At 66.8% G+C, this 24,402-nt stretch carries 16 protein-coding genes and 1 tRNA gene; 6 read left to right on the forward strand and 11 right to left on the reverse strand.

The genetic code is table 11. The features are described 5' to 3' along the window. Nucleotides 1-209: 209 nt before the first annotated feature. Nucleotides 210-608, reverse strand: a complete 399-nt coding sequence (locus ACFYTS_RS25990; RefSeq protein ID WP_387307800.1) for a hypothetical protein — start codon at nt 606-608, stop codon at nt 210-212. Between the two features lie 219 nt (nt 609-827). Between ACFYTS_RS25990 and ACFYTS_RS25995 the strand changes: the two genes are divergently transcribed. Genes ACFYTS_RS25995 through ACFYTS_RS26005 form a run of 3 tightly spaced genes read left to right on the forward strand, consistent with a single transcriptional unit; the run spans nt 828 to nt 2,492 of the window. Continuing rightward, on the forward strand, nt 828-1,163 hold the full coding sequence (locus ACFYTS_RS25995) for a hypothetical protein (protein ID WP_387307802.1): 336 nt from the start codon (nt 828-830) through the stop codon (nt 1,161-1,163). Beyond that, a complete protein-coding gene (locus tag ACFYTS_RS26000) occupies nt 1,141-1,659 on the forward strand; it encodes a DUF6879 family protein (RefSeq protein WP_387307804.1) in 519 nt (172 codons plus the stop codon). Before ACFYTS_RS25995 ends, ACFYTS_RS26000 begins: the two co-directional genes overlap by 23 nt. Continuing rightward, on the forward strand, nt 1,656-2,492 hold the full coding sequence (locus ACFYTS_RS26005) for a helix-turn-helix domain-containing protein (RefSeq protein WP_387307806.1): 837 nt from the start codon (nt 1,656-1,658) through the stop codon (nt 2,490-2,492). The genes ACFYTS_RS26000 and ACFYTS_RS26005 overlap by 4 nt, the downstream gene beginning before the upstream one ends. A gap of 17 nt (nt 2,493-2,509) precedes the next feature. On the opposite strand, the gene ACFYTS_RS26010 is transcribed toward ACFYTS_RS26005, so the two are convergent. The 5 genes from ACFYTS_RS26010 to ACFYTS_RS26030 all read right to left on the reverse strand — a co-directional run bounded on the left by ACFYTS_RS26010 (nt 2,510) and on the right by ACFYTS_RS26030 (nt 7,899). Next, nucleotides 2,510-3,139: a hypothetical protein gene (locus ACFYTS_RS26010; protein ID WP_387307808.1), complete on the reverse strand. Its 630-nt coding sequence runs from the start codon at nt 3,137-3,139 to the stop codon at nt 2,510-2,512. A gap of 456 nt (nt 3,140-3,595) precedes the next feature. Beyond that, the gene (locus ACFYTS_RS26015; protein ID WP_387307810.1) at nt 3,596-4,369 is read right to left on the reverse strand and encodes a hypothetical protein; all 774 of its coding nucleotides are present in this window, start codon (nt 4,367-4,369) and stop codon (nt 3,596-3,598) included. 223 nt (nt 4,370-4,592) lie between these two features. Beyond that, a complete protein-coding gene (locus ACFYTS_RS26020; protein ID WP_387307812.1) occupies nt 4,593-4,853 on the reverse strand; it encodes a hypothetical protein in 261 nt (86 codons plus the stop codon). Continuing rightward, complete coding sequence (locus ACFYTS_RS26025) at nt 4,853-6,361, reverse strand: recombinase family protein (RefSeq protein ID WP_387307814.1); 1,509 nt, start codon at nt 6,359-6,361, stop codon at nt 4,853-4,855. The genes ACFYTS_RS26020 and ACFYTS_RS26025 overlap by 1 nt, the downstream gene beginning before the upstream one ends. A gap of 254 nt (nt 6,362-6,615) precedes the next feature. After that, nucleotides 6,616-7,899 carry a hypothetical protein gene (locus ACFYTS_RS26030; RefSeq protein ID WP_387307816.1) on the reverse strand — a complete coding sequence of 428 codons (1,284 nt, stop codon included), beginning with the start codon at nt 7,897-7,899 and terminating at the stop codon, nt 6,616-6,618. A gap of 337 nt (nt 7,900-8,236) precedes the next feature. Here ACFYTS_RS26030 and ACFYTS_RS26035 point away from each other — a divergent pair, with 337 nt between their 5' ends. Further along, nucleotides 8,237-8,875, forward strand: a complete 639-nt coding sequence (locus tag ACFYTS_RS26035) for a TetR/AcrR family transcriptional regulator (protein WP_357284577.1) — start codon at nt 8,237-8,239, stop codon at nt 8,873-8,875. A gap of 19 nt (nt 8,876-8,894) precedes the next feature. Here ACFYTS_RS26035 and ACFYTS_RS26040 read toward each other — a convergent pair whose 3' ends face one another. Continuing rightward, on the reverse strand, nt 8,895-9,317 hold the full coding sequence (locus tag ACFYTS_RS26040; RefSeq protein ID WP_357284227.1) for a holo-ACP synthase: 423 nt from the start codon (nt 9,315-9,317) through the stop codon (nt 8,895-8,897). Between the two features lie 200 nt (nt 9,318-9,517). Continuing rightward, complete coding sequence (locus ACFYTS_RS26045; protein WP_387307819.1) at nt 9,518-18,856, reverse strand: fatty acid synthase subunit beta domain-containing protein; 9,339 nt, start codon at nt 18,854-18,856, stop codon at nt 9,518-9,520. A 390-nt stretch (nt 18,857-19,246) separates the two neighbouring features. Here ACFYTS_RS26045 and ACFYTS_RS26050 point away from each other — a divergent pair. Then, nucleotides 19,247-19,328 (forward strand) — tRNA-Leu (locus ACFYTS_RS26050). Nucleotides 19,329-19,767: 439 nt separating this feature from the next. Beyond that, nucleotides 19,768-20,721 (forward strand): LysR family transcriptional regulator, encoded by a 954-nt coding sequence (locus ACFYTS_RS26055; RefSeq protein ID WP_387307821.1) that lies wholly within the window; start codon nt 19,768-19,770, stop codon nt 20,719-20,721. 356 nt (nt 20,722-21,077) lie between these two features. Here the strand turns inward: ACFYTS_RS26055 and ACFYTS_RS26060 are convergent, their stop codons facing one another. From ACFYTS_RS26060 to ACFYTS_RS26070, 3 genes are all read right to left on the reverse strand, one after another. Then, the gene (locus ACFYTS_RS26060) at nt 21,078-21,719 is read right to left on the reverse strand and encodes a hypothetical protein (protein WP_387307823.1); all 642 of its coding nucleotides are present in this window, start codon (nt 21,717-21,719) and stop codon (nt 21,078-21,080) included. Nucleotides 21,720-21,734: 15 nt separating this feature from the next. Continuing rightward, entirely contained in the window at nt 21,735-23,237 is a 1,503-nt protein-coding gene (locus ACFYTS_RS26065) for a cellulase family glycosylhydrolase (RefSeq protein ID WP_387307825.1), read from the reverse strand. An 80-nt stretch (nt 23,238-23,317) separates the two neighbouring features. Further along, complete coding sequence (locus ACFYTS_RS26070; protein ID WP_357288064.1) at nt 23,318-24,328, reverse strand: alpha/beta hydrolase family protein; 1,011 nt, start codon at nt 24,326-24,328, stop codon at nt 23,318-23,320. Between the last annotated feature and the right edge of the window lie 74 nt (nt 24,329-24,402).

Consider the following 24,402-nt stretch of genomic DNA (forward strand, 5'->3'; position numbering starts at 1 on the left):
ATTCGACAAACTCGCCGTCCGCTACCTGGCCACGATCCACATCGCCGCCATCAACCAATGGCTACGGTGACCCGACTTTCAAAACACGGCCTAGTTCGTACAACGAAGAACCCCTGAACATCTCCGGTGTTCAGGGGTTCCCCAAAGGTGGCTTGAAGACCCTGGCGCGGTTGCGGTCGCTGGGTCTTCCGCGAAGTGTGTTCAGCGGTCTATTGGTTCACCTCCTCCCTCGGCTCCCGAGCATCGGAATGGTCTTCGGGTGCCAGCGCTGCGGACAGCTCATACGCCGACCGCAGAGTCCGCCAGGGATGGCACTCGGCAGGGTTCACAGTCTGGAGTTCCGCGAAAGCCGTTACACGCCGGTGGTTTCCACCCACGTGCGCCAACGACGGCGTGATGACCACGGCACAGTCGATCTCGCGGAGTAGCCGGTACAGCGTCCCCATTCGATCGGGGTTCGTGTCGTCCACGGTCAGCACCGCTGACACTCGCAAACCCAGCTTCCCGGCTCGCTGACGGGCGTAGAACTCCGCCCAGTCCAGATCCGCCTTGGTGGTGAGCAGCGGCCGGTAGATGTAGATCACGGCCTTGTCCTGGTCGTCGGCCACGGTGCCCCCTTGGGTCGCTGGAATGGCACCCAGGGCCGGGCCTCTCGCACCGGCCGTGGACGCCTAGACCCAAGCTACGAACTGTTCTCCACCGAGATCGACCAACTTGACAGAACTTGGCAAAACTCGCCCCTACCGGCCACAGAGAGCGCCCTTCTGCGGGACGATTGATGAGGCGCATGTCAAGGTGTGCCAAGTCGCTAGACGGGAGTTGCAGCGATGAACTTAAAGTTCCTCGGCAAGGGTGGATCGGACTCCGGAGGCTGCCCCAGCTTGTTTGCCACTGACCAGAGCACATACATAGTCCAGGGTTGGGGGACAGCCCAACTCGGGACCGTGGAGATTCCGCACCTACTGACCGGGTTCGCGGAGCCAGATACGTTCATCGGCTCCACGATGACCGACACCGGCCGGGGTACCTTCACGGTGTCCGGTAGGCCGGTCACCGAGCCGGGGGTGCTGGGCAAGTTGACCTTGGCGGAGGACGAATCCGCTATTGAGGTACCGAAGCTGGGAAGGATGTTCTACGGCAATGCTGCTGCGGCCCAACGATGAACCGGACCTTTGGCCGTCGCTGTTCCGTGAGCTGAAACGGGGCGCGTTTCACCTGGAGGTCAGGGACGAATACCACGTAGCCGACGAAGACACCCGGATACGCGCGTTCCTCGCAGGTGAGCCAGCGCCCTACATCCAAACGCCCTGGCAAGACCTCATGAGGGAGACTGCCGGCCGCGGAGTACTCGTAACCCGTGTCCGGGTGGTCTCCGAACCGTTGTCCGACTACCAGCGGTGGCTGCTGTCGGTCACCGGGTACAACGTTGAAGCCGGGGAAGACATCCGCTATGTACCAAGGGATCTCGCCGGAACGGTGCCCCCTGATGACTGGTGGCTGATGGATGACGAGACGGTTGCGTACAACCTCGTTGATCCGGCCGGTGCCCCCGCCGGACTGGCGGTGACCACAGATCCGGGAATCGTCGCGTACTGCCAAGAGGTACGCGAACGACTTTGGAAGATCGCTATCCCCTACTCGGAGTATGCCAAACGGTGACAAGCTCCATCCAAGAAGCGCGGCGAGCCCTCGGACAAACCCTCCGGGGGCTCCGTCGTGATGCCGGGCTCTCCGGCCGTCAGCTTGCCTCCCTCTCCGGTTGGCATGAGTCGGTGGTCTCGAAGATCGAAACCGGGGACCGAAGCCCTACAGAGGCGCATCTCCGGGCGTATTGCGTCCACACCGGCCACGAGGCTCAGTTGCCGGACTTGATAGCAACCCTTCGGAACGTTCAGGCTGCGTACCTGGAGTGGCGGAAAGTGCTTGGTACCGGCACCAAACGACGCCAGCACCAGGCAGTAAAGCTGGCCGAAGACTCCAAGCTGATGCGGATCTATCAGCCGAACATCATCCCAGGCATCCTCCAGACAGCCGAGTACGCGTCAGCGGTACTGCGGCGCTACATCGACTTCTACCGGGTTCCAGACGACTTGGACGAAGGCGTAGCGAAACGGCTTGAACGACAACAACTCCTCTACAAAGGTGACCACCGATTTCACATCCTGGTAGCGGAGCAAGCTCTACGCACCACGGTCGGCACCGACGCTGTGATGACCGGTCAACTCGACCGGTTGTTGGCAGTGATCGGACTGCCCCGGGTGCTCCTCGGTGTCATCCCGGCCCAGGCTGGCCTACCGATGCAGGTAACCAACTTCGTGATGTTCGACGAACGGCTTGTACTCGTCGAGGCGGTGACAGCAGAGTTGACCGTCACCCAGCCTCGAGAGATCGCGACCTACGGAAGGTTATTCACTGAGCTGTCCGAGCTGTCGGTAACCGGCGAACCTGCCCGGCGGTTGATCCGCCAGGCACTCGAAACACGGTCGCAGTAGAGATAGGTAGACACTTCTCACGGAAGGTTGTCGGTTCTATCACTAAGGAACACGCCAGTCTGCGTCACTAGTTCTTCGACAAGATCACTTAGCGGGCGTGGAAATAGAACAAAGTCCGTGATTTGCCCATCAAGGCTCTCAGACTGATCGCTGTCAAGAATTTCGTTCATACGCTTATCGGTGCTCTTTATTGTGTCCAAGATCTTCGTCAAGGTAGCTTTCATGCCTTCGTCGGAAACTGCCAAAGATGCAGCAATAGTCGCGCGTTTCAGGTCCGAGCTCTTTCCCTCAAACGCAGTGGCCGATTCGCGAACCTTCTCCAGAGACTTTGAAGAGTCTCCCTTCGCTCGCCAATCACGATCCGCAACGACAAGGGCATCAATAAGCTCAGCAATCAATGGTTCCCATATTAGAGACTGGTGCACGACGTCGACTATTGCAGTTCGTATGGTATCCGCATATTTGTCTTGCCGATCCGCGCGGTGGCGCGAATCGGCTCGTTCCAAGGTTCGACGATTCCAGATCGAGGTAACAACGGCGGTTACGGCTATGCCCGTAATCGCGACCGCGATGGTTCCGACACCCTGCTCGGTAGGTGTTAGTCGAAAACCCTCGGCCAACACCGATGCTCCTTGTGCTACCAACATGAGCCAAATATAGACGACTTGACCGGTTCTGGTGTTTCAAACAGACCCCCCACCCCCCATTGCCCGTGATTTTGACCCGTATGCCTTGAGCTGGGCCGCGGAGCCCAGGGGAAGGGTCGATCCCCCAGGGTCCTATTGGTCAGACTTCACCGGTAGCCGAGACAAGATCTCTTCGAGCATGCGAGTGTGTTCATCCATGGTCCGCTGGATTCCAGCAGCAGACCCGTTGATACGTTCGAGAGTCCCTCGGATACCGGTAAGAGAATCGCTGATATTGGATACTTCTTCACGGATGTGATTCACTCCCGATCGCATAACGCTTAATTCTTGAGTCAGAGGCTTATCCATGTGGACAATCTACCGCCTCGTATTGGCGCCCAGGATGGCCGTAGACGCAAGAAAACCGCCATAGGGTATCGGAGTACCCAATGACGGTTCCGACTGCCTAGCGTGACGCTATTCCTTGACCAACGTTAGGTGCTCGGATAGGTCGCTAATGTTCGACTTGCTGAGCATTTCGAAGGATTGGCGGAGTTGGGTCTCAGTGTCGTATGCATCTAAGCCTTGACACTCGTCTAGCACGTGCCGGACAAGGTGTGCGATCTTCTCCTGTCTGGTGTTGTACGGGTTCCAGTCTGCTCCGTTGGTGTCCGGCAAGGTTGGGGCATCGGATCTTTTGATCCAGCGGTAGTTCGCTGCACCTGCGGTGACGGTTGAGGTTGCCAAGACATCTGCTGCTGAGTTGCGGTTCAAGCCGTGTCCGGCAATAGGGGTGCTCACGCCCCCATCTATCTCTCTATCTAAATCAATCTCTGTAGGAGATTGATTATCTCTATATAGGGGGGTGTCTACACCCCCAACTTGGGGGGTTACAGTACCCCAATTGGGGGGTTGTACACCTCCATCTCGCTCGGAGAGGCGTTCACGGTTCTGGGTGCATCTCGACCAGTCAAAGCCCTCTGGCACCGCGAGTCGGTACTTGGTCTTGCGGCCTCGGCCACCACGTTGCACCACTTTGAGCCAGCCAGTCGCCACCAGCTTCTTCACCTGGTTCTCCATTGCTTCGTCCTTATAGCCGGAGGCGTGTGCCATATCGCCGTAACTCACGGCCCATTCGAGCGTCTCAGAATTGGCATGGTGCCAGATCACCACGACGGCCGCTGCGGGCATCTTCTGCCCGTTGTAGGCAAACGCCTTCATCCAAGAGAACTTATTTAGAGATTCGGTCAACGTCGGTATCCTTCAGGGTGGAATTTAGCCCTTGCTGTAGCTGACGGATTCCCGCCTTGTCTGTGTGAATCTTGTGTTTGAGTCCAGGCACGCCAAGCCAGTAAAGCGTCTTGCCGTGCGTCTGAGACCAACGCATTTCTACCCGGATAGGGTTCATGGTGTATCCTTTACGTGCCCTTGCCCCGGGGTGTTTCGACCACCCCGGGTCTTGGGTTTTCTTATTTCAGTCGTCCAGCCTGTACAGCCGGATGATTGCCTTATATCCCATCATCATCACGTCTCTGACTTCGTCCTCATACACTACGGTGTGAGGATTCTCCGCCAGGTATTCCGCTAGCGGTGCGTACACCGGCTGGTTCGGCTTTACCCGGGGTGACCGGTATTCGGCGATATACTCGCCTCCGTCGATTTCCAGGGTTTGAGCCCGGAGCAGGCACGGGCTATCCACCAACACGGCACCCGCGGATTCAATAACCGAGGTCATCACTTCTCCTGATCGGAATTCGAGTTATGGTCTATGTCCAGATCATTTGGCCACGAATCCGGGATACGAATCCGAACTGTGTTGCCGTTCAGGCCGACAATGAATCCGGCTTCTCTGAGCACCTTGCGCCGGTCGGTCTCTGGATCACTCCAAAGTTCGCCGTACGTCTTGCCCGTGCCCACGGTCTTCCACTGCGCCGGAATGATCGGCTCGGACTTCAGCTCTTTGACCTTGGCCGACAGCGAGGCCATACGACTCATCCATGCGTCTTCATCCTCGACCAGACCATTGTCCGATTCCCAGCGCAAGCGGGTAAGTGCCTGCTCCGCAATCTCCAGATCTCGTGTGCGGTCCGCACCAGGAACGAAGATCTCCCGCGTTACCTCTAGGTCCGAGTAGTCCTCGATGATCTCATCGATACGCCGGTTGATCTCGGAGAGCTTCACCGAGCCAAGACACTTTTGACCGCACCGGATGTACACGTGAACGTTCTCGGTGCCGTCCTTCCTCTTCACGGTCCGGCGGTGCTGGGACAGCGCATACCCGCACTGGAGGCACCGCCCTAGCCCGGCCAGCGGATTGTCCGTCATCTGCCGGGACTTCCCGCGCATGGTCCGAGCAGCTAGAGCGTTCTGGATCTGCTGCCACTCGTCTGCACTGAACGTCGGCTCAGCCATCCGTATAACAGAGCCCTCGGTGTCCAACACGGGATGCTCGGCACCGCCTTTGCGGGTCACCTTCAGACCTTGTGTGCGTTCTGAAGCCAGAACCCGCCGAACTGTCATCACCGACCACGAACCTTGGCCACGGGCGCGAGCGACCGAGGTCTTGACCCCCTCGTTGTTCAGCCACTCAACCAACGCGGTCAGGGACCACTGCTCATCCACGAGCAAGCGCTTCATCTCGTGCAGGGCTGCATACGCCTCAGGATCACGCTCAAGCCCTTTACCTTTGCCGGACGGGTGAGGTATCGACCGGAACCCGAACGGGGCTACACCGTGCGACACCCGGTCGGTCATCTGTAGCTGACTCATCCGGTCTTGTGCGCGGGACTTGAAGCGGTTCAGTTCGATCTGCGCGAAGAACGAACCAATGTAGATGAAGAACTCCGCCATCTGCGACTCGAACGAGTTCGACCCGCCATCGCGGTAATTCAGAACGATCCCATCGCCGGAGAACGCCAGGATCTTGCTGTGAGACTCGATGAACTTCGCGAAGTCCACACAGTCACGAGTCGACCGAAACGCTCGGTCGATCTTCGAGAACACGATTACGTCCCACTCGTGGAACCGGGTCGGGCTAAGCCACTGCCCTAGGTCCGGTCGTTCGAACGGCGTGGTCTTGCCAGCGGATACCCCCAGGTCCTCGAAGGTATCCACCACCTTGTAGCCCTTGTTCTCAGCCCACCGAACCCCCTCTTCCTTCTGCGCAAGGTGCGAGACCTTCTCGGGGCCTTGCATCTTCGATACCCGAGCGCCGACTACCGCCCGGAGTTGATGTTGTTCCATGTGGAGCACAGTACAACGTGAGGGCCACCGGCCACGTGGCCAAGCTGCGCCGCGACCTGAATCTCGGCTCCCCCGAGACCTCAGCGGGCGCCTGAGAGCCGTCGACCCGTTTCGGTACTCGGGTGCCGAACGATCGTGGACGTACCCGGGGAGTTACCCGGATCGGCACGAAATCGGTTGTCACCCCGGCCACCGAAAGCACAGAACCCCGGCCCATTCCGGAGCCGGGGTTCTCGTCGCCTTGGGGGCGGATGTCAGACCTTGGGCATCATCTGGGCAGCCCACTTCAACATCATGCGCCAGTGGTTGTCCCACCAGGAGGAGAACTGCTCGGTGCCGTACGCCGGCGGCGCGAGTTCGCCCGGGAACAAGCCGGATTCGCTCGGGGATCCCGCCGTGCGGGTCGGCGCGGGGATGATCGACTCCGGGCTCGAGGCCATCGTGGGCTCCGGCTCGGCCTTGATCAGCGGCCGCGGCTTCCCGCCGGAACGTACGGGACCCCAGTTCAGGGTGGCCGGGTCGACGGTCACCCAATCGCCGGGCTGCAATTCGATCCCGGGCTGTGGGTCCGCGTTCGGGACCACACCGTCCTCCCCCGCCACCGGACCGATGGGCAGGCCGTCGACTCCGAGCACGGAACCCGAGTCGGGGCCGGGGACGGCGGCGTCATTCATCGGATGCTCGCCGTTGTGCCCGTCGGCGGCGACCCGGGAATCGGTGAGGACGGGCTCGGGCACATTCTTGGAATCGCTGCCCGAGGCGAGCACGCCGCCCACCACCAGACCGCCCGCCAGCACGCTGGCCGCCGCGAACAGCGCCGCGGAACCACGGGCCCGGCGGATGCGCTCGGCCGCCTCACCCGCGAACTCGGCCTCGGGCAGAGCGGTCAGGGCCGCGCCCAGGGCCGGGGCGGCCGCCGCCACCTGGCACGGGATCACGGGCGCTCCGAAGCCGGACTCCAGCGCCGCCACCACCGCGGATTCGGTTGCGGCGGAACCGATCAACACCACCGCGTCCGGCTTCACCCCGGCCGCGTCGAACTGGTCCCAGGCGGCGGTCACCGCGGAACGCATGGCGTCGTCGGTGGCCGCGCCGCCGGTCAGGGTCACCGCGGCGAGCACCCGGGCGCGGTCCGGCGAGATGAGGGAGAACGCCTGGAAGCCGGGCACCACCTCGCAGATGACGAGGTCCTCGAATTCGTCCACCCAGGTCATGGCGCGCGCCACCGCCAGGTGCGAGGCCTTGGCGGACACCAGCGAGGCGTCGTGCCAGGGACCGGCGGCCAGCTTGGTGACGATGGCGCGGCGCTCGGCGGCGTCGCGGTAGGTGACGGCCGCGCCGATGATCTCCCGATCCGCGCCGATCTTGTCGGCGATGTCCTCGAGCGCCGTCTCCACCGCGACCGCCAAGTCGGCCTTCGCATCTCCGCCGATCGGCAGGACACGCTCGAGCAGCACGCGCTCGGTCAGCTTGTCGCCCGTGTCGGCGAGGGCCACGGCGCGCACCGTGCCGCGCTCGGTGGCGACGCCGAGCGTCACCGCGGTACGAACAGAGGTAGGAGCAACCACAATCAGCCTTCCAACGTCGACGTACAGGCGAGAATCACGCGGTCGAGAGAGGAGAACCGAGGACGAACCGGGTTCGAAAGAGGCCGGGCCCCTTTCAACGGAGAACCGCAGCTGAGAGGCAGCTGCGATGGTTCTTCGGAGCCGACGACGGCTCGGATGGGTCGGATTCGGTGACACACGAACTACCGCAGCGTGTCATGCGCGTGTCGTAACCCGTAGGCTGTTGAGCGTGGAAGCACGCACGGGAACCAGGTCGGCGCGACGACCGGACCCTGCGTTGGAGCTGCAGGACGACCCACAGGAGCTGATGCCCCGTCGCCGCCCGACGCAGGAACGATCGAAGCGCAAGTTCGACGCCCTGTTGCAGGCCTCCCGCGAATTACTGGTCGAGGTCGGCTTCGAATCGTTCACCTGCGAAGAGGTCGCGGCCCGCGCGGAGGTGCCGATCGGCACGCTCTACCAGTTCTTCGCCAACAAGTACGTCATCGTCTGCGAGCTGAATCGTCAAGACCTGGTGGCGGTTTCCCAGGAGCTGGCCGACTTCCACGGCGAGATCCCGTCCATGGACTGGCTGCGGCACATGACCCAGCTCGTCGACCACCTGGCCGACCTGTGGATGACCGACCCCTCCCGGCGCGAGGTATGGCTGGCCATGCAGTCCACCCCGTCCACCCGGGCCACCGGCGCGATCCACGAAAAGGAGTTCGCGGAGGCGGTTTCGCAGATGCTGCGCCCGCTGATGCCGCGCACCCCGCGCGGCCGCCGCTCCATGATGGCGCAGGTGCTGGTGCACGTCGTGTACTCGATGCTGAACTTCTCCGTCCAGGACGGGCTGGCCCACGAGGACGCCGTCGCCGAACTCAAGCGCCTCATGGTGGCGTATCTGCTGATCGCGGAGAAGGAATCGCGATCCGGCGGGCAGCGCACCACCTTCGATCCGGAGTAGCGCGCACCCGCGAACCGCGTCAGTCGCGGATCAGATCGGCGATCTCGCCCGGATCCTCGAGCACCACCATGGCGGCGGCGGTGTCGCCATCGTGGGTGAGCGACAGGTGAACTCGCACCCGCGGCAGGAATTCCGCTGCCAGCCCGTGCAATTTGATGCTGGGCCGTCCCCAGGCGTCGTTGACGACCTCGATCAGCGGGTACGGGTTGTCGCCGATCTGCGGGCTGCGGGCGAAGCGGGATGACGCCCACGCCTTGATGACCGCCTCCTTCGCGGCCCAGCGGATGGCATAGCTGCGTGCCGGGTCGGTGCCCTTGCTTTGGCAATAGCGCCGCTCCCCAGCGGTGAAACTCTCCCGGAGCATGGTGGTTCCGGTGCGTTCCATTTGCTCGGCGAACTCGGAGATGGTGACCAAGTCCAGGCCGATACCCAGGATCGTCACAGTGCGGGACTCCTAGATTCCTCGTTAGTGCAGTCGAATTGGCTGCGAACATACCAGCGGACCTACGGCACCGTAGGCTCGCGCGTTCCATTGACATGGAACGGCGGGCTCGCGTCCTGTGTCGCGCGGAGCACAGGACACGAACCCGCCGTGTCAGACCTGCCGGGAGCTACATGGCCGGCAGGCCGGTCTTTCTCGGGTTACCGGCAGGCCGGTCCCTTCGGCACCGTCACGTAGACGGCGTCGGAGCCCAGCCGCGCCTGCTGCGAGAGCAGCATGTCGGCCTCGAGCTGCCGCGACTGCTTGGCCGGGGTGCCGTCGCCGCCCAGGCGGCGGTCGGCGGGCCGCTCGTACATCGGCGCGCCACCGCACATCGCCTCGGCGAAGCGCTGACGGCCCGCGAGCTGCCGCTCTTCGGCCTTGCGCTGGTACGCCTCTCGCGCCTCGGCGTCGGCGATGGCCTCCACGAAGGCCTGCGGGTGCACGATGGCGACCAGGCCGGAGACGTGGCCGAAGCCGAGCGAGGTGACCAGACCGGCCTTGAGCGGGAAGCGATCTCCCACGGTCAGCGCCTCGCGCAGCCACACCAGGTGCGGGTACTGGGCCATCTTCTCGTCCACGCAGTCGAGGCTGCGGTTGGGCGGGATGACGCCCTGCTCGAGCACCTGGCACAGGCCGATCATCTGGAACGCCGCCGCGCCGCCCTTCGCGTGACCGGTGAGGGTCTTCTGCGAGATGACGAACAGCGGAGCGCCTTCCGAGCGCCCGATCGCCGAGGCCAGCCGCTCGTGCAGCTCGGACTCGTTGGGATCGTTTGCGGCGGTGGAGGTGTCGTGCTTGGAGATGACCGCGATCTCGTCGGCGCCGACGCCCAGCTTGCCGAGTTCCTTGGCCAGCTTGGACTCCGGGCCACCGCGGCCCGCGCCCAGGGCGCCCAGGCCCGGAGCCGGGATCGAGGTGTGCACGCCGTCGGCGAAGGACTGCGCGAACGCGACCACACCCAGCACCGGCAGACCCATTTCCAGCGCCACCGAACCGCGGGCCAGCAACACCGTGCCACCACCCTGCGATTCCACGAACCCGCCGCGGCGACGGTCGTTGGCGCGGGAGAAGTAGCGGTCACTGATGCCCTTGGCGGACATGGCGGCCGAGTCGGCGGTGGCGGACATGTCGCCGAAGCCGACGATGCCCTCGATGCCGAGATCGTCGTAGCCGCCGGCCACGACCAGGTCGGCCTTACCGAGCTTGATCTTGTCCACACCCTCCTCGACGGAGACCGCCGCGGTCGCGCAGGCCGCGACCGGGTGGATCATGCCGCCGTAGGAGCCGACGTAGCTCTGCACCACGTGCGCCAGGGCGACGTTGGGCAGGGCCTCCTGCAGGATGTCGTTGGCGTGCGGCTCACCGAGCAGGTTGTCGATGTAGAGCGAGCGCATCGACGACATGCCGCCCATACCGGTGCCCTGGGTGTTGGCCACCATGGCCGGGTGCACCCAGCTCATCAGTTCGGCGGGGCTGAAGCCGGAGCTCAGGAACGCGTCCACGGTGCAGACGATGTTCCACAGCGCCACCCGGTCGACCGAGCTCACCATGTCGGCGGAGATGCCCCACTTGGTGGGGTCCCAGCCGGTGGGGATCTGGCCGCCGACGGTGCGGGTCAGCTTGGCCTTGCGGGGCACGCGAATCTCGGTGCCCGCCTTGCGCGTCACCTGCCAGTCGCCGGTACCCGCGACCGGGGTGACGACCGTCTGCTCCGGGTTGGCGGCGAAGAAGGCGCGGGCCTCGGCCTCGGTATTGACCACGAAGGACAGGTCCTTGTCCAGGAACACCGAGGTGAGCAGCGGGGCCGCGTTCTCGATCATGGCCCCGTCGTCGCCGTAGCGGCGCACGCCGCAGCGCTCCACCACGGTGTCGTGGTAGCGGTCGGCCAGCTCGGATTCCTCGACGTACTCACCGGATTCGGTGTCGTACCAGCCCGGCTTGGGGTCGTTCTCCCAGGTGACCAGGCCGGTGGTCCAGGCCAGCTCCAGCACGCCCGCGGCGGAGAGCTGGTCGGAGACCTCCATCTCGAAGCGGGTGCGCGCCGAACCGTAGGGGCCGAGCTCGCCCGCGCCGACGATGACGACCATGTCGTCGAGATCGGCGGTGACCGAACCCCATTCGGGGGTGATCAGCTTGGAGCTCAGGGTCGGCGGGGCGGGCAGGGCCGAAATGGTCGAGCCGTCAACGCCTTCCGACTCCGCGGCCGCGGCCTCGGCCTGCTCGCGCGCCTCCTTGGCGAGGGCGGGCAGATCCAGCTTGGCCCCGGCCAGACCACCGGTGAGGTCGATCTGCTGCGGTCCGGACGCGGTCACCACGCGGGCCCGCGAGGTGCACCACTTGAGCAGCTCGTCGGCCATCTGGATGGTGGACCAGGTCTGCACGCCGGCCTTCTCGACGGCCTCGACCAGTGGGTCGTTGCCGCCCATCAGGCCGGTGCCGCGCACCCAGCCGATCAGCGCGTGCACCAGGGTGACCCGCTCCGACCAGGAGGTCTCGGCGCGCCACTTGGCGACGATGGCGTCCAGGGCGGCCTTGGACTCGCCGTAGGCGCCGTCCCCGCCGAACATGCCGCGGTTGGGCGAACCCGGCAGCACCACATGCAGTTTCGCGTCCACGTCGTGGTCGGCGCCGATGGCGGACAGGCCGCCGATCAGGCGCTCCACCGACCACAGCAGCACCCGCATCTCCATCTCGGCGCGAGCGCCGGCGTCGGAGAGGTCGCCGGCCACGCGGGGCGCGGCGAACGGCAGCAGCAGGGTGGGGGTCATCGCCTCCTTGACCAGGATCTTGGCTCCACCGGCGTTGTCGACCTGCTCGGTGCCGACCCAGTCGATGAGCGCGTCGATGTCGGTGTAGGAGGCCATGTTCGCCGGAACCACCCACAGCGCCGCGCCCTTGCGGGCGTTGTCGCGGTAGAGCTGCTTGTAGAAGCTCAGGCGGTCGTCGTCCAGCTTGGAGGTGGTGACCACGACGGTCGCGCCACCCGCGAGCAGCCGGCCGGTGGCCGCCGCCGCGATGGAACCCTTGCTGGCGCCGGTGATCACGGCGATGTCGGAGGACCAGATGCCCGGCTCGTCCGAGCTGAGCGCGGCCTCGGCGATGGCGCCGTAGACGCCCGCCAGCACCGAGCGGGCCTCCTTCATGGCGCGGTTGCGCCACCAGATAGCCTGCGCCGCAACGGCTTCACCGGCGCCGAGGTAGCCCTCGACCGCGGGTTCGGCGGGCAGCGAGCCGTCGTTGCCGAACCACAGACGGGCCAGATCCTCACGGGCCGAGGCCCACCGGTCGTCGATCAGGACGGCCTTCTTGGCGTCGAACGCGGGCGCGACCAGACGCGGCCAGTCCGAACCCAGTTCGGCCGACACCAGATCCACCAGGGTGTCCTCGGTGATCTCCGGCGCGGACGCCTGCTCGGCGTGGCCGAGGGACTCCAGGATCACCCGGGCGGCCTGCGCCAGCACGCCGTCGCGGCCGGTGATCTGCTCGGTGAACTCACCCAGCGCGGCGGCGTCGACGGTCGCGCCACCCGCACCGCCACCGGCGGACGGCATGGAGACCGCGACTCCGCGGCGCGCGGCCACGGACTGCACGGCGGCGTCGATCGCGGCGTCCACGGACGCGGCGTCCGACAGTCCGCCCGCCACCAGGCCACCCAGGTCGCCACCGCGGACCGACTGGCCCTCACGGGTGCCGAGGGAGACCTCGGCGGTGACGTGGCTGGCCCAGCCGTCGCCCAGACCCCAGGTCTTCTTGACCCGGTCGGTGATGGCCGCCGGGCGCTTGCCGGACGGGCCGAACACCTTGCGCAGGTGGTCGCCGATGGAGTCGGACAGCACCGAACCGAACGGCTTGTAGGTGCGGGCCAGACGGTCGACGGTGTTGGACAGCGCGCCCATGTCGGCGTCGGCGGCGCCGTCGATGGCGCCGAGCGACAGCTCCGCGCCGAGGTCCACGAGCAGCTGGTTGCGGCGCGAGGACACGCCGTCACACAGGCCCTCGATGGTGTCCACCGGGCCGATCTGGTCCATCCGCAGCTTGGTCCACAGCGCGATGAGCACGCGGGTGGCGTCGGCGGCGGAGAACGCGATGTCGTCCGGGGTCGGGCCGCCGGTCGGCACGGCCACGGGGGCCGGGGCGGCGGCAGCGGCGGGAGCCGGTGCGGCGGAAGCGGTCTCGGCCGGGGTCTCCTCCGGCTCCTCCACGGGGGCCGGGTCGTTGTCGGTCGAGTAGACGATGCCGCGCTCGCGCTCGATATTGAGCACCTCGACGACGGCATTGCCGAACTGCGGCAGCTTCAGCGTGTTCGAGGCCAGGTTCGCCACGGTCGGCGTCGCGGCAAGACCGATCTCGACGAATCGCTCGACGCCCACGCCGCCGTGTTCCACATCGGTGAACAGCAGGTCCTGGGTCTCGATCCAGCGGACCGGGCTGGCGAACTGCCAGGCCAGCAGCTCGACCAGGACCACGCGGCACAGCTCGACGCGCTTGGCCTCGGAAGACCAGTCGGACCAGTGCGCCAGCACCTCGGCCAGCGGCTCCGACGGCACCAGATCCGCGATCTCCTGGACGAATTCACGCTCCAGGTTGAACGGCTTGGGCACCAGGTTCGGGATGTAGCGGCCGATCAGCAGCTCCGGCTGCAGATCCGCGGGCAGCAGGTCCAGCAGCTTGGTGCGGAACTCCGGCACGCCGGCGCGCAGCACGGTCGAGTGGAACGGCACGTCGATGCCCGGGATGAGCACGAACGCGCGCTTGCCACCGGTCTCGGCGCGCAGGCGCTCGATCTCGTCCTCGAGCGCCTCCATGCCCTTCACCGTGCCCGCGATGGCGTACTGCGCGCCCCGCAGGTTCAGGTTCACGACCTCGAGGAACTCGCCGGCCTGCTCGCCCAGACCCTTGACCCAGCCGATGACCTCGTCGTCGGCGATGCCGATCTGCGAGGGGCGGATGGCGGCCATGCGGTAGTCGCTGCGGCCCTGGGCATCCCGGGGCACCAGCTCGTGCATGGCCGAACCGCGCTGGAACACGACCTCCAGCACCGCGTTCAGCGGCAGCACGCCCGCCGCGGCCGCCAGGGCGTTGTACTCACCGACGGAGTGGCCCGCCAGCATCGCGCCCTCGATGAAGGCGCCCGCCTCGCGCAGCTCGGCGACCTGAGCCACACCGAGGGTGGCCATGGCCACCTGGGTGAACTGGGTCAGGTGCAGCACGCCCTGCGGGTGGCGGTATTCCACGCCCCGCGCCTTGAGGTAGGTCGGGTTGTCGCGCACGACCGCCAGGATCGAGAAGCCGAGGGCCTCGCGGGTGTGCTTGTCGGCGCGGTCCCAGATCTCCTTGGCGGCCTTGGACCGGGTGCGTGCTTCCAGGCCCATCCCCTTGGCCTGAATGCCCTGTCCCGGGAAGGCGTAGACCGTCTTCGGCGGCGCGATGCGGCCGGTGGCGGTCATCACCAGGTTGCCGTCGATGCGGCAGGAGACCTCGACGACCTCCGAACCACGGTCCACCGCAACGCGTTCCACGCGCACGTCGATCTGCGCGCCGAGGCGGACCATGCCGAGGAAGCGGGTGGTCCAGGCGGTGATGGTGCGCGGCGGCACCTTGTCGCCCAGGTCGATCGCCGAGACGGCGTGCTGGGCGGCGGCCGAGAGCCACATGCCGTGCACGATCGGGGTGCCCAGACCGGCCAGGCGAGCGGCGTTCTCGGAGGTGTGGATCGGGTTGAAGTCACCCGACACGTGCGCGAAAGCGCCCATGGCGCGCGGGGCGACCAGGGCCACGTCGCGGCGGCGGCGGCGCGGGGTGTCGGTGGCCTCGTCGGACAGCGAGCCGGCGGCGCGCGGCGGGTCGGACAGCTCGGCCTGGCCGGTGCGGCCGCGAATGGCGAAGCGCTCCACCAGTGTCGCGACGGCCGGGGTCTCCAGGCCGTGGTCGCGCATGACGCCGACGGTGACCTTGACCTCGACGACGCGGCCCAGGTCGGTGTCGAGCACCTCGGCGGACTCGGCGCGGACCGCGAGCACGGCGTGCTCGGCGGGCAGCGCGCCCAGCAGCTCGATCTGGTGGTCGAGGTGGACCAGGTCCAGCATGCCCTCGATGACGGAGTGCGAGTCCGCGGTGCGGGTCGCGCCCAGGACCGCGAAAACGGCGGGCCAGCAAGCGCCCACGAGCACGTCGGGGGCGGTGCGGCCGAGGGTGGACAGGCTGTCCGGCAGGCCCGCGCCGGTGACACCGGCGTGGTCGGCGATCAGGTCCGGGCTCCAGGCCAGGTTGACGTGCGCGACCTGCGCGCCGTCGACCGTCTTCACCTCGGGCAGCGACTGACCCGCGGCGACCGCGAGCAGCGCCGACATGGCGGCCTCGGCGTCATCCTCGGTGATGACCGGCGCGCCACCGTTGTACACGGAGACCGGGACGGTCATGCGGATGCGGACGGCGTCCTTGCCCAGCAGCGGGACCGCCAATTCCACGTAGGCGCAATCACTCTCGGGGCCATCGGTGGCCGAGAGGGTGGCGCCGGTCGGCGGGTGCTTGGCGCCCTTGCCGTTCATGACCCACTCGTCCAGATCGCCGAGGCGGTGGACGGGGTTGACGGTGGTGCGGCCGGCCCACTGCACGTCCGGTGCGGCCAGCACGATGTCGAGCAGTCCGCCCGCGACCTCGGTGCGGCGGCGGCCGTCCACAGCGGCCGGGACCACGCCCGCACGCACCAGGGCGAAAGCGGCGTCCTGCTCGAAGCGGTCGAGGAGTTCACCGACCGGCTCGTCCACGCGGGTGATGCCCGCGACGGCGACGGTGCCGGGGATGATGCAGACCTGGTCGGCGGTGTAGCGGGCATCGTGGGCCTGCCACAGCGAATCCGAACGCCACCAGCGGCGCACGTCCTGGTCCACGACCGGGACGAAGTTGACCGGCTTGCCCGGAATCTTGCACAGCGACACGAAGAACGGCACGTCGGCCGGGTGCAGCACGGTGTCGGCGGCGGCCGGATATTCGGCCTTCAGGGTGCAGATGGCCTGCACCGGGGCCTCGAAGGCGGCGTCGTCGGCGAACAGGGTGGCGATCTCGCCGCGGTCGGCCGGGTTCAGGCGGGATTCGGTGCGGCGCACCATCTCCGCGAACCGGTCGCGCCAGGTGATGTCGAGCCAGACCGAGCGGGTGGCGTCGGCGATGGCGTCGGCGAAGTCGGCGCCGCAGTCGAAGTCCTTGCGGCGGTCCAGGCCCACGGCCAGTTCGACGTAGCGCTCCAGCCACTCCAGGTAGGTCATGGTGGCGACGTCGCCGAAGTACGGCTTGGCGGTGCCGTCGAGCGCCTCGATGATCTCGGCGCGGCGCGCGGCCACGGCGTCGGCGTCACCGGCGACCTCGTCCAGCAGGCGGCCGGTGCGGGAGGCGGCGTTGTCGATCTCGTGGATGTCCGCGCCCAATTGGCTACGGCCGGAAGCCATCCCACCGACCGCCGTACCCGCGCCGACCCAGTCCGGGGTGCCGGGGGTGTCGACCAGCAGCTGCTTGACCTCGGGGGCGGTGGTGGCCTCGAGGGTCGCCATGGCGGCGGTGCCGACCAGGACGCCGTCCAGCGGCATGGCCGGGTAGCCGTGCTGCTGGGCCCAGGCGCCGGTGAGGTATTCGGTGGCGCGCTCGGGCGTGCCGATGCCGCCGCCGACGCAGACCACGACATTGTCGCGGCCGCGCAGCTCGGCGTAGGTGTCGAGGAGCAGGTCGTCGAGGTCTTCCCAGGAGTGGTGACCGCCGGCCTTGCCGCCCTCGATGTGCATGATCACCGGATAGCCGGGGACCGCGTCGGCGATGCGCAGCACGGCGCGGATCTGCGCCACGGTGCCGGGCTTGAACGCCACGTGGGTGATGCCGACCTCGGACAGTTCCTCGATGAGGGCAACTGCCTCTTCGAGTTCCGGGATGCCGGCGGTGACGATGACGCCGTCCAGGGGCGCGCCCGCGGTGCGGGCCTTCTGCACGATGCGCTTGCCGCCCAGCTGCAGCTTCCACAGGTAGGGGTCCAGGAACAGCGAGTTGAACTGCACCGCGCGACCCGGCTGCAGCAGGCTCTTCAGCTCCTCGACGCGGTCGGCGAAAATCTGCTCGGTGACCTGACCGCCACCGGCCAGCTCGGCCCAGTGGCCCGCATTGGCCGCGGCCGCAACGATTTTCGCGTCGACCGTGGTGGGGGTCATGCCCGCCAGCAGGATCGGGGAACGACCGGTCAGGCGGGTGAAGGAGGTCTCCACCACGACGCGGCCGTTGGGCAGGCGGACCGGCTTGGGCGCGAATTCGCTCCAGGCCGAGGCGACTTCGGGGGCCGCGCCGGGGGTGAACAGGCTGCGCTGGCCCGGGCGGGTGGAGGCGGCGAGCACGCCGACGCCGGTGCCCTTGAGCGAGCCCGCGGTGAGGCGGGTCAGCAGGTCGCCGGGGCCGAGGTCCAGGATCCACTGCGTGCCCTTGGCGACGGTGTCGTCCACGATGGCGACCCAGTCGATCGGGTCGACCAGTACTTCCTGGGTGAGGGTGGCGGCCAGTTCGGCGTCCAGCCCGCACTGCTGGGCCCAGCCCTTGACCAGGTCGACGGTCTCCGCCAGCGCCGGGTGGTGGAAGGCGACCTCGACGGGGATGTCCTCGAAGACGGGGGCGAACACCGCGCCGCCGCGCTTCTTGGCGTCGCGCTCGGCGGCCTGCTCGGCATTGATCTCGGCGGCCCGCTGACGAACGCGGTCGAGCTGGGCGACCGGGCCGCTGAGCACGGCGCGGCGGCGGCCGTTGCGGATGGACAGCACGGCGGCCTTCTCCAGCGCGACACCGGACATGAACTCGACGACAACGGCTTTCAGGGCCTCGGGGTCGACGTTGGAGACGGCGACCATCGGGGACTTCTCACCGATCGGCAGCAGACCGCGGCGGCGCGCGACCAGACCGGCGGCGGCGCCGATCAACTGGGCGATGGCCAGCAGTTCGGCGTCCCGCTGCCCGTGAGCCTCGGCGGCGGTCGCGGCGATGCGGCCCTGGGAGTGGCCGACGATGGCGGCGGGCGCGTGCGCGGCGATGTCGAGGCCCTGCAGGCGCAGCGCGCGCAGCGCGGCGATCTGGGTCAGGAACACGCCCGGCATGGAGACGGCGGCGGAGCGCAACACCTGCGCTGACGGCGCTCCCGAGACCTCCCCCTGCTCCGGATCGGCGATCTCTTCTTCCAGCATCCATGCGATGGGGTCGAACCCGACCGGCCGGACCACGAGCAGCTGCGCCGCAATCGGTTCCAGCGCGGCGGCGGCCTCGTTGACCAGCGCGGTCAGTTCGGGCTCGAGCGCGGAGTCGCGCCCGATCTCCTCCAGCTCGGTGAGCCACTGCGCGCCCTGGCCGCCGAAGGCGAGCGCGTACGGCGCGCCCCCCAGCAACCGGTCCAGCAGCGACGACCTGATCCCGCTCTCCCGTGACTTCCCCGCCGCCCTGGACTTCGATCCGGTCCCGGTGCTCTCGTTGATCGTCAAGACGTTCGACTTCCTTCTCCTGGCGGCCCGTCTCCACAGGACTGGACCGCGCTCACGGTGCGCAGGTATCCCTCCGGCCCGCAGGCCCTGGTAGATGCCGAGGATGGCACAAAATCATGAGGATCTCCTCATGTTTGACCCGCCGACCAGGCGTTTACCGCCGAGTATTTCCGTACGTACGTACCAGAATAATCAGAAACATGACTCTCCCTCATGTTTGAAGCCGCTGGTGGGCTCGGTTACGCCGATGTAGGAAACGTGAGTCTCCCTCACATTGGTGGTTATCAAATCGTTATAATCGCAGGTGAGGTTACCGACCAGTACGCCACGCGTCCCCGATGCTTCGCGATCCCCGTGGGACCCGGTAAAGTTTGGACGGTCGTACCGTTAGCGCGAGTGGCGAAATTGGCATACGCGCCAGATTTAGGTTCTGGTGTCCTAGGACGTGCGGGTTCAAGTCCCGCCTCGCGCACACATTCCGCAGTCCCGGCCGACCCCGGCCAGGACGTACGCTTTGCCCGATTCCCGAGGTCAGCAGCCGATCTCGTCAGACCGCACAGCAACCATCGAGCAATCGTGCGATAACCGGCGTACTTCCCCGCCCGGTCCCGCTCCCCCTCGGCCGGAAGAGGCCTCCCGCCGCGAACGTTCCACGAGTGGAACACCGGCGTACCGAACAGCCTCAGCCGCACCCGGATTCGCAACCGAATGACCGTTCCCGCAAGTTCTATCCCGCACCCTCGATGCGGCCACACGCGGCGCACGGCGGCCCAGTCCGGCCGCAGCATCGTTCGGCACGGGACTCGCGCCCGCGAGCGCGGATCCGCAAGGCTGCCGCAGAATTGCTACTGGTTGGTACAGTTTCCGAAAAAGTCACACTTCAGATGCCTGACCAGCCTAGACTGCGGCGCATGGAAGTCCATACTCGGCAGTTGCAGTACTTCATTGCCGTGGCGGAGGAATTGAGCTTCACTCGAGCCGCGCAGCGACTGCACGTTTCACAGCAGGGGCTGAGCACCCAGATCAAACAGCTCGAACACGAGATGGATGTCACGCTGTTCACCCGGACCACCCGCCAGGTGCAGCTGACCGCGGCCGGCGCCGCGTTCCTGCGACATGTGCGAGATTCTCTGGCCAGCTTGAGTTTCGGAGCCGAGGAGGCCCGGGCGGTGCAACGCGGTGAGCACGATCGCCTGGTGCTGGGCTGCCTCGAGGGCGCCGCGCTGACGCTCACCGAGCCGATCCTGGCCGCGTTCCGCGAGCGCCATCCCGACGTGACCGTGGAATTGAGTCACTTCACCTACGACACGCCCTCCGCCGGGCTGGCGAACGGGCTGGTGGACGTGGCCATCGTGCGCCGGCCGTTCGTGGACGCCGGGCTGCAGTTCGAACCGCTGTTCTCCCAGCCGCTGGTGGCGCTGCTGCCGGCGCATCATCGCCTCGCCGACCGCGCCGAGGTCTCGGCCGCGGAGCTGCTGGACGACCCGATCCTCGCGTCGGGGCCCGCCGACCCGGTGTGGAATGCGTTCTGGCGGCTGGAATCTCATCGCGACGGGCATGCGGCCCCGACCGTCCTCCCGGTGAAGACCCTGCTCGAGGAGCTGCATCAGGTCGCGACCGGCGCGGGCATCGCGATGACGGTGCCCTGCGCGGGCTGGATCCGATTCCCCGGCGTCCGCGTCATTCCGGTGAGCGACGCACCCCGCAACGAGGTCGCCGTCTGCTGGCGCACCACGCACCAGACCCCGCTGGTCCGGTCCTTCATCGACGTGGCCCGGCGGGTTCGCGCCGCCAATCCGGATCTCATCGCCCGCCTGGAGACGCCGCACCGCCGGGGCGCCCCCGTCGCCGCGTTGTCCTCCTGAATCCACAATTTCGAGTTGTCGATCATCCCCAACAATTGATTTCTGTTCTTTTCCTTTGTGCCATAGCGTTTTCCGGGTGAGCGGAAGCTCATTCGGAAGAATCTGAAGGAGAAGGACAACATGGGTTCCCTGGCCAATTATCTTGTGGACGCGCTCGTTTCGGAGCTGATCAAGAAGCTGCTCAGCGGTTCCGCCGGGAGCCTGTCGTAATCCACGCCGTTCCCCGGGCGCGATAGCCAGAAGCGGCGCCGAGTCGACAACGACTCGGCGCCGCTTTTTCGCGTGCGGTCACGACGGCAACGCACACAGGCCCGGAACCTGATGGTTCCGGGCCTGCGCCAAGAGAACTCGCGGTGTTAGCGGCTGGAGCCGAACCCGCTCAGGAGCGAGCCGAGGCCGCCGGGCAGCGCGTCGGCGCTGCCGGTGCCGCCGGGGCCGCCGCCGGGGGTGCCGCCGACGGTGATCGAGGGCCCCTGGGTCTTGAAGTCGGCGTGGTGGCCGAGGTTGGACAGGTATTCGACGCCGGTGGTCATCGCGGCGCCCTTGGCGCAGTCGGCTCCCACGGTGTACTGAGCACTGAAGGTAGCGGGCTGCACGTCACCCAGGCGCTTCTTGATGATCACCTTGTAGCTGGTGGCGGTGAAGTCGCCGGCGATGAAATCGGGCCGGATCTCCAGGTACGGCTCCACGCCGTGGGTTCCGGCGGAGTCGATGACTTTGGCGGAATCGGTGACGTAGGTCAGGCAGGTGGGGTGCCAGTCCTTGAGCCAGTTGATCTGCTCGTCGGTAGCGTTGGTGCGCTCGAATTTCGTGGTGATCGTGATCTTCTCACCCACCGACGGCGTGGTGTTGCTGACCGTGCGGTTGTAGACGGTGCCGTTGTCGGTCCAGGTGACCGTGCCGGGGGCGGCCATGGCGGACCCGGCGCCGAACAGGGTCAGGGCTCCGAGCCCCAGAGCCGTGGCGGCGGTGGCCCCTGCGGTGAATCGAAGTGTCATGGTGGATTCCTTTCTCTAAGAGCCCGAGCCGGAGGCCGAGCCCGACCCGCCCGAACCGCTGGCCGAGCCCGAGGCCGAGCCGGACGCCGAGCCGGTCCCGACCGGACCGTCGGGCACGGACGCGCCCTTGGAGCCGGGCCGATTGATGTACACCGACACCGGTGTCGAGGCGTTCGCCTCGACGGTCACCACGCGCGCCCCGGGCGCCGAGGTCACCGTGCCGCCGTCGACTCGCACCTGATAACCGTTGGGGTAGTGCAGATCCGAGACGTAGATCTCGGTCGGCTTGCCGGTGGAGCGCGGGGTGTAGCGGTAGGCGAAGTCGCCGGAACCGGTGTCGAAGATCATGCGGCCGGGGGTGCCGGAAGTGGCCTGCGGATAGGTGCGGACCAACTGGCTGCCGATGTCGCCGGAGAACGGGTCGCCACCGTTGTAGTGCCAGTACTGCCAGCCGATGAACCGATCGTCGGCGTTGATCAGGGTGTTGCCCAGCACCGACGCGTCGCCGTCTCCGAATTCGGTGACCAGCGAGGGGATTCCGGTGCGATGGGTGAAGGCGTCGATATTGCCCCAGGTCTTGCCCTGCTGCAGCGGGCACAGACCGCGCAGGAAGGTGGGGAGGCCGCTGTAGGTGGCCAGCTGGCTGGGGATGCAGTAGTCGTGCGGAGCGAAGGCGATGCCGGGGCCGCTGATCGGCGGGTTCTTGCCCAGGTTGGTGGGCATGGTCTCGTTCCAGGTGACGTTGGGCTCCCAGAACACCGTGATGTCGCCGTTGCGGCCGCGTACCGCGTCGGTCAGCTTCTGCATGACGCCCTGGTACTTGGCGTCGAATCCGGAGCAGCCGTTGGGGAAACACGACAGGAACGCCGAACCCGGCCACGGCTCGTTGAGCAGCTCGATGCCCATCGCGCCCGGGTGGCCGTTCATCTTCTCCGCGAGCGCGCCGAGCGCCTGACCGAGGTAGTCGACGACACCGTAGGTGTTGTTCCAGACCTCGTCCCAGCCCGCGTTCATGCTGGGCATCAGATAGAACATCGGGAATCCGGGATTGTTCTCACCGGCGGCGGGCCGGGCGTGGATCGCCCATTCGGGGAAGCCGTTGCCGTCCCAGATCCTCGACAATCCGTCCTGGTGGTTGTCGAGCACGGTGTGAATCCCGTACTGCGCCAGGGTGTCCACGACCCCGGCGACCCGATCCAGATACGCGGTGTCGACCACGCCCTTGGTCGGCATGAGCCCGTCGAAGTTGACGCCGAGCCGCACCGTGTTGAATCCGTGCCGGGACAACACCTCCGCGTCGCCGGCGTCCAGGACGGTTCCCGGCGTGAAGTAGGGCGGTTCCTTGTCGACGTTGTTGACGCCGTGCAGCAGCATCACCCGCCCGGAGGAGTCCACGAACTGTGAACCGTCCACGTGCACCGGCGAAAGGGCGACGGGCGCGGCGATGGCCGGAGGGGCCGTGGTGCCCAGCGTGCATCCTGCCACCACGGCGGCCGCCGCGGCCACAGATCGGGCCATCCACCCGATCCGGCCGTTCCTGTGTCTCACTGTCGTTTCCATGCTCTCTTGCTCGACGTGCTTCTGGGCACGGCCCCTGGCTATTCCGTGCCGAGCGCGGAAGCGAGGAGGGGCCAGGATTTGTGCAGGTCGTCCTGCCAGTAGTGCCAGGTGTGGGTGCCGACGGGCCGGAGGTCGACCTGGGCGGGAATATCCAGTTCGCGCAGCCGATCGGCGAGGCGGTGGGTGCACGAGTTGGTGGCGGCCTCGATCATTCCGCCCACCACCATCTGTCCCGCTTTGGTGGCGATCTCGTCCGGGGCGGAATGCCCGGCGAGCTCCTCGGCCGGGCCGGACAGCCCGGTGCCGCTGGAGAGGTAGATCGCCTTGCCGCGCAGGGTGTCCGCGTTGAGGATCATGTCGTGGGCGCGCCAGGCCGGATCGTCGTCGGTCCCCCACATGTTCGCGGGGTTGCCGTCGCCGCGGCCCAGCACCAGCCGGATGTAGGCGCGACCGGCCGGGTCGGAGGTGGAGGCGCAGCCGCTGTAGGCCGCGACCGCGGAGTACACCGTCGGCGCGGCGGATACGAGATCCAGCGCCGAGGTGGCCGACATGGACACGCCCGCGATCGCATTGACGCCCGAGGTGTGCAGCGTGGCGTCGATGATCGGCGGCAGCTCCCGGGTCAGGAAGGTCTCCCAGCGGTTGCGGCCCAGGGCGGGATCGTCGCGCTGCCAGTCGGTGTAATAGGAGAACTCGCCGCCGACCGGTGTCACCACGTTCACACGCTTGTTCCAGAAGAACGAGACGATGTCGGTCCGGCTGTACCAGTTGGTGACGTCGGTGCCGCCACTGGCGCCGTTGAGCAGGTACAGCGTCGGGCTGGGGGTGGTCGCGTCGGCGGCGGCCAGTACCTGCAGCGGGATAACCCGTTGCATGGCAGCCGAATACACGTAGACCATCTGCTGGCGTTGCCCCGCGCGATCGATGTGATCCAGATGGGCTCCGGTCTCGGCCCGGGAGACCTGCAGCGCGCCGGGCGCGACCTGGAACAGGGCCGCGGCCACACCGCACGACACGATCAGCGACGCCAAACTCCGCCTGGGCGACACGACTTGCTCCTTGGAACGATGGTGAAGGTCCTGGGCCGTGGCGGCCGCGCGCGCACCACGGCCCAGGAGAATCG

It is taken from the genome of Nocardia sp. NPDC004151 (assembly GCF_042874235.1).
GTDB lineage: Bacteria > Actinomycetota > Actinomycetes > Mycobacteriales > Mycobacteriaceae > Nocardia.

What these genes read in the sequence shown, in the direction of transcription:
- ACFYTS_RS25995 (WP_387307802.1), top strand. Translation starts at nt 828, where the DNA reads ATGAACTTAAAGTTCCTCGGCAAGGGTGGATCGGACTCCGGAGGCTGC.
- ACFYTS_RS26000 (WP_387307804.1), top strand. Translation starts at nt 1,141, where the DNA reads ATGCTGCTGCGGCCCAACGATGAACCGGACCTTTGGCCGTCGCTGTTC.
- ACFYTS_RS26010 (WP_387307808.1), bottom strand. Translation starts at nt 3,139, where the DNA reads ATGTTGGTAGCACAAGGAGCATCGGTGTTGGCCGAGGGTTTTCGACTA.
- ACFYTS_RS26020 (WP_387307812.1), bottom strand. Translation starts at nt 4,853, where the DNA reads ATGACCTCGGTTATTGAATCCGCGGGTGCCGTGTTGGTGGATAGCCCG.
- ACFYTS_RS26025 (WP_387307814.1), bottom strand. Translation starts at nt 6,361, where the DNA reads ATGGAACAACATCAACTCCGGGCGGTAGTCGGCGCTCGGGTATCGAAG.
- ACFYTS_RS26035 (WP_357284577.1), top strand. Translation starts at nt 8,237, where the DNA reads ATGCCCCGTCGCCGCCCGACGCAGGAACGATCGAAGCGCAAGTTCGAC.
- ACFYTS_RS26055 (WP_387307821.1), top strand. Translation starts at nt 19,768, where the DNA reads ATGGAAGTCCATACTCGGCAGTTGCAGTACTTCATTGCCGTGGCGGAG.
- ACFYTS_RS26060 (WP_387307823.1), bottom strand. Translation starts at nt 21,719, where the DNA reads ATGACACTTCGATTCACCGCAGGGGCCACCGCCGCCACGGCTCTGGGG.
- ACFYTS_RS26065 (WP_387307825.1), bottom strand. Translation starts at nt 23,237, where the DNA reads ATGGCCCGATCTGTGGCCGCGGCGGCCGCCGTGGTGGCAGGATGCACG.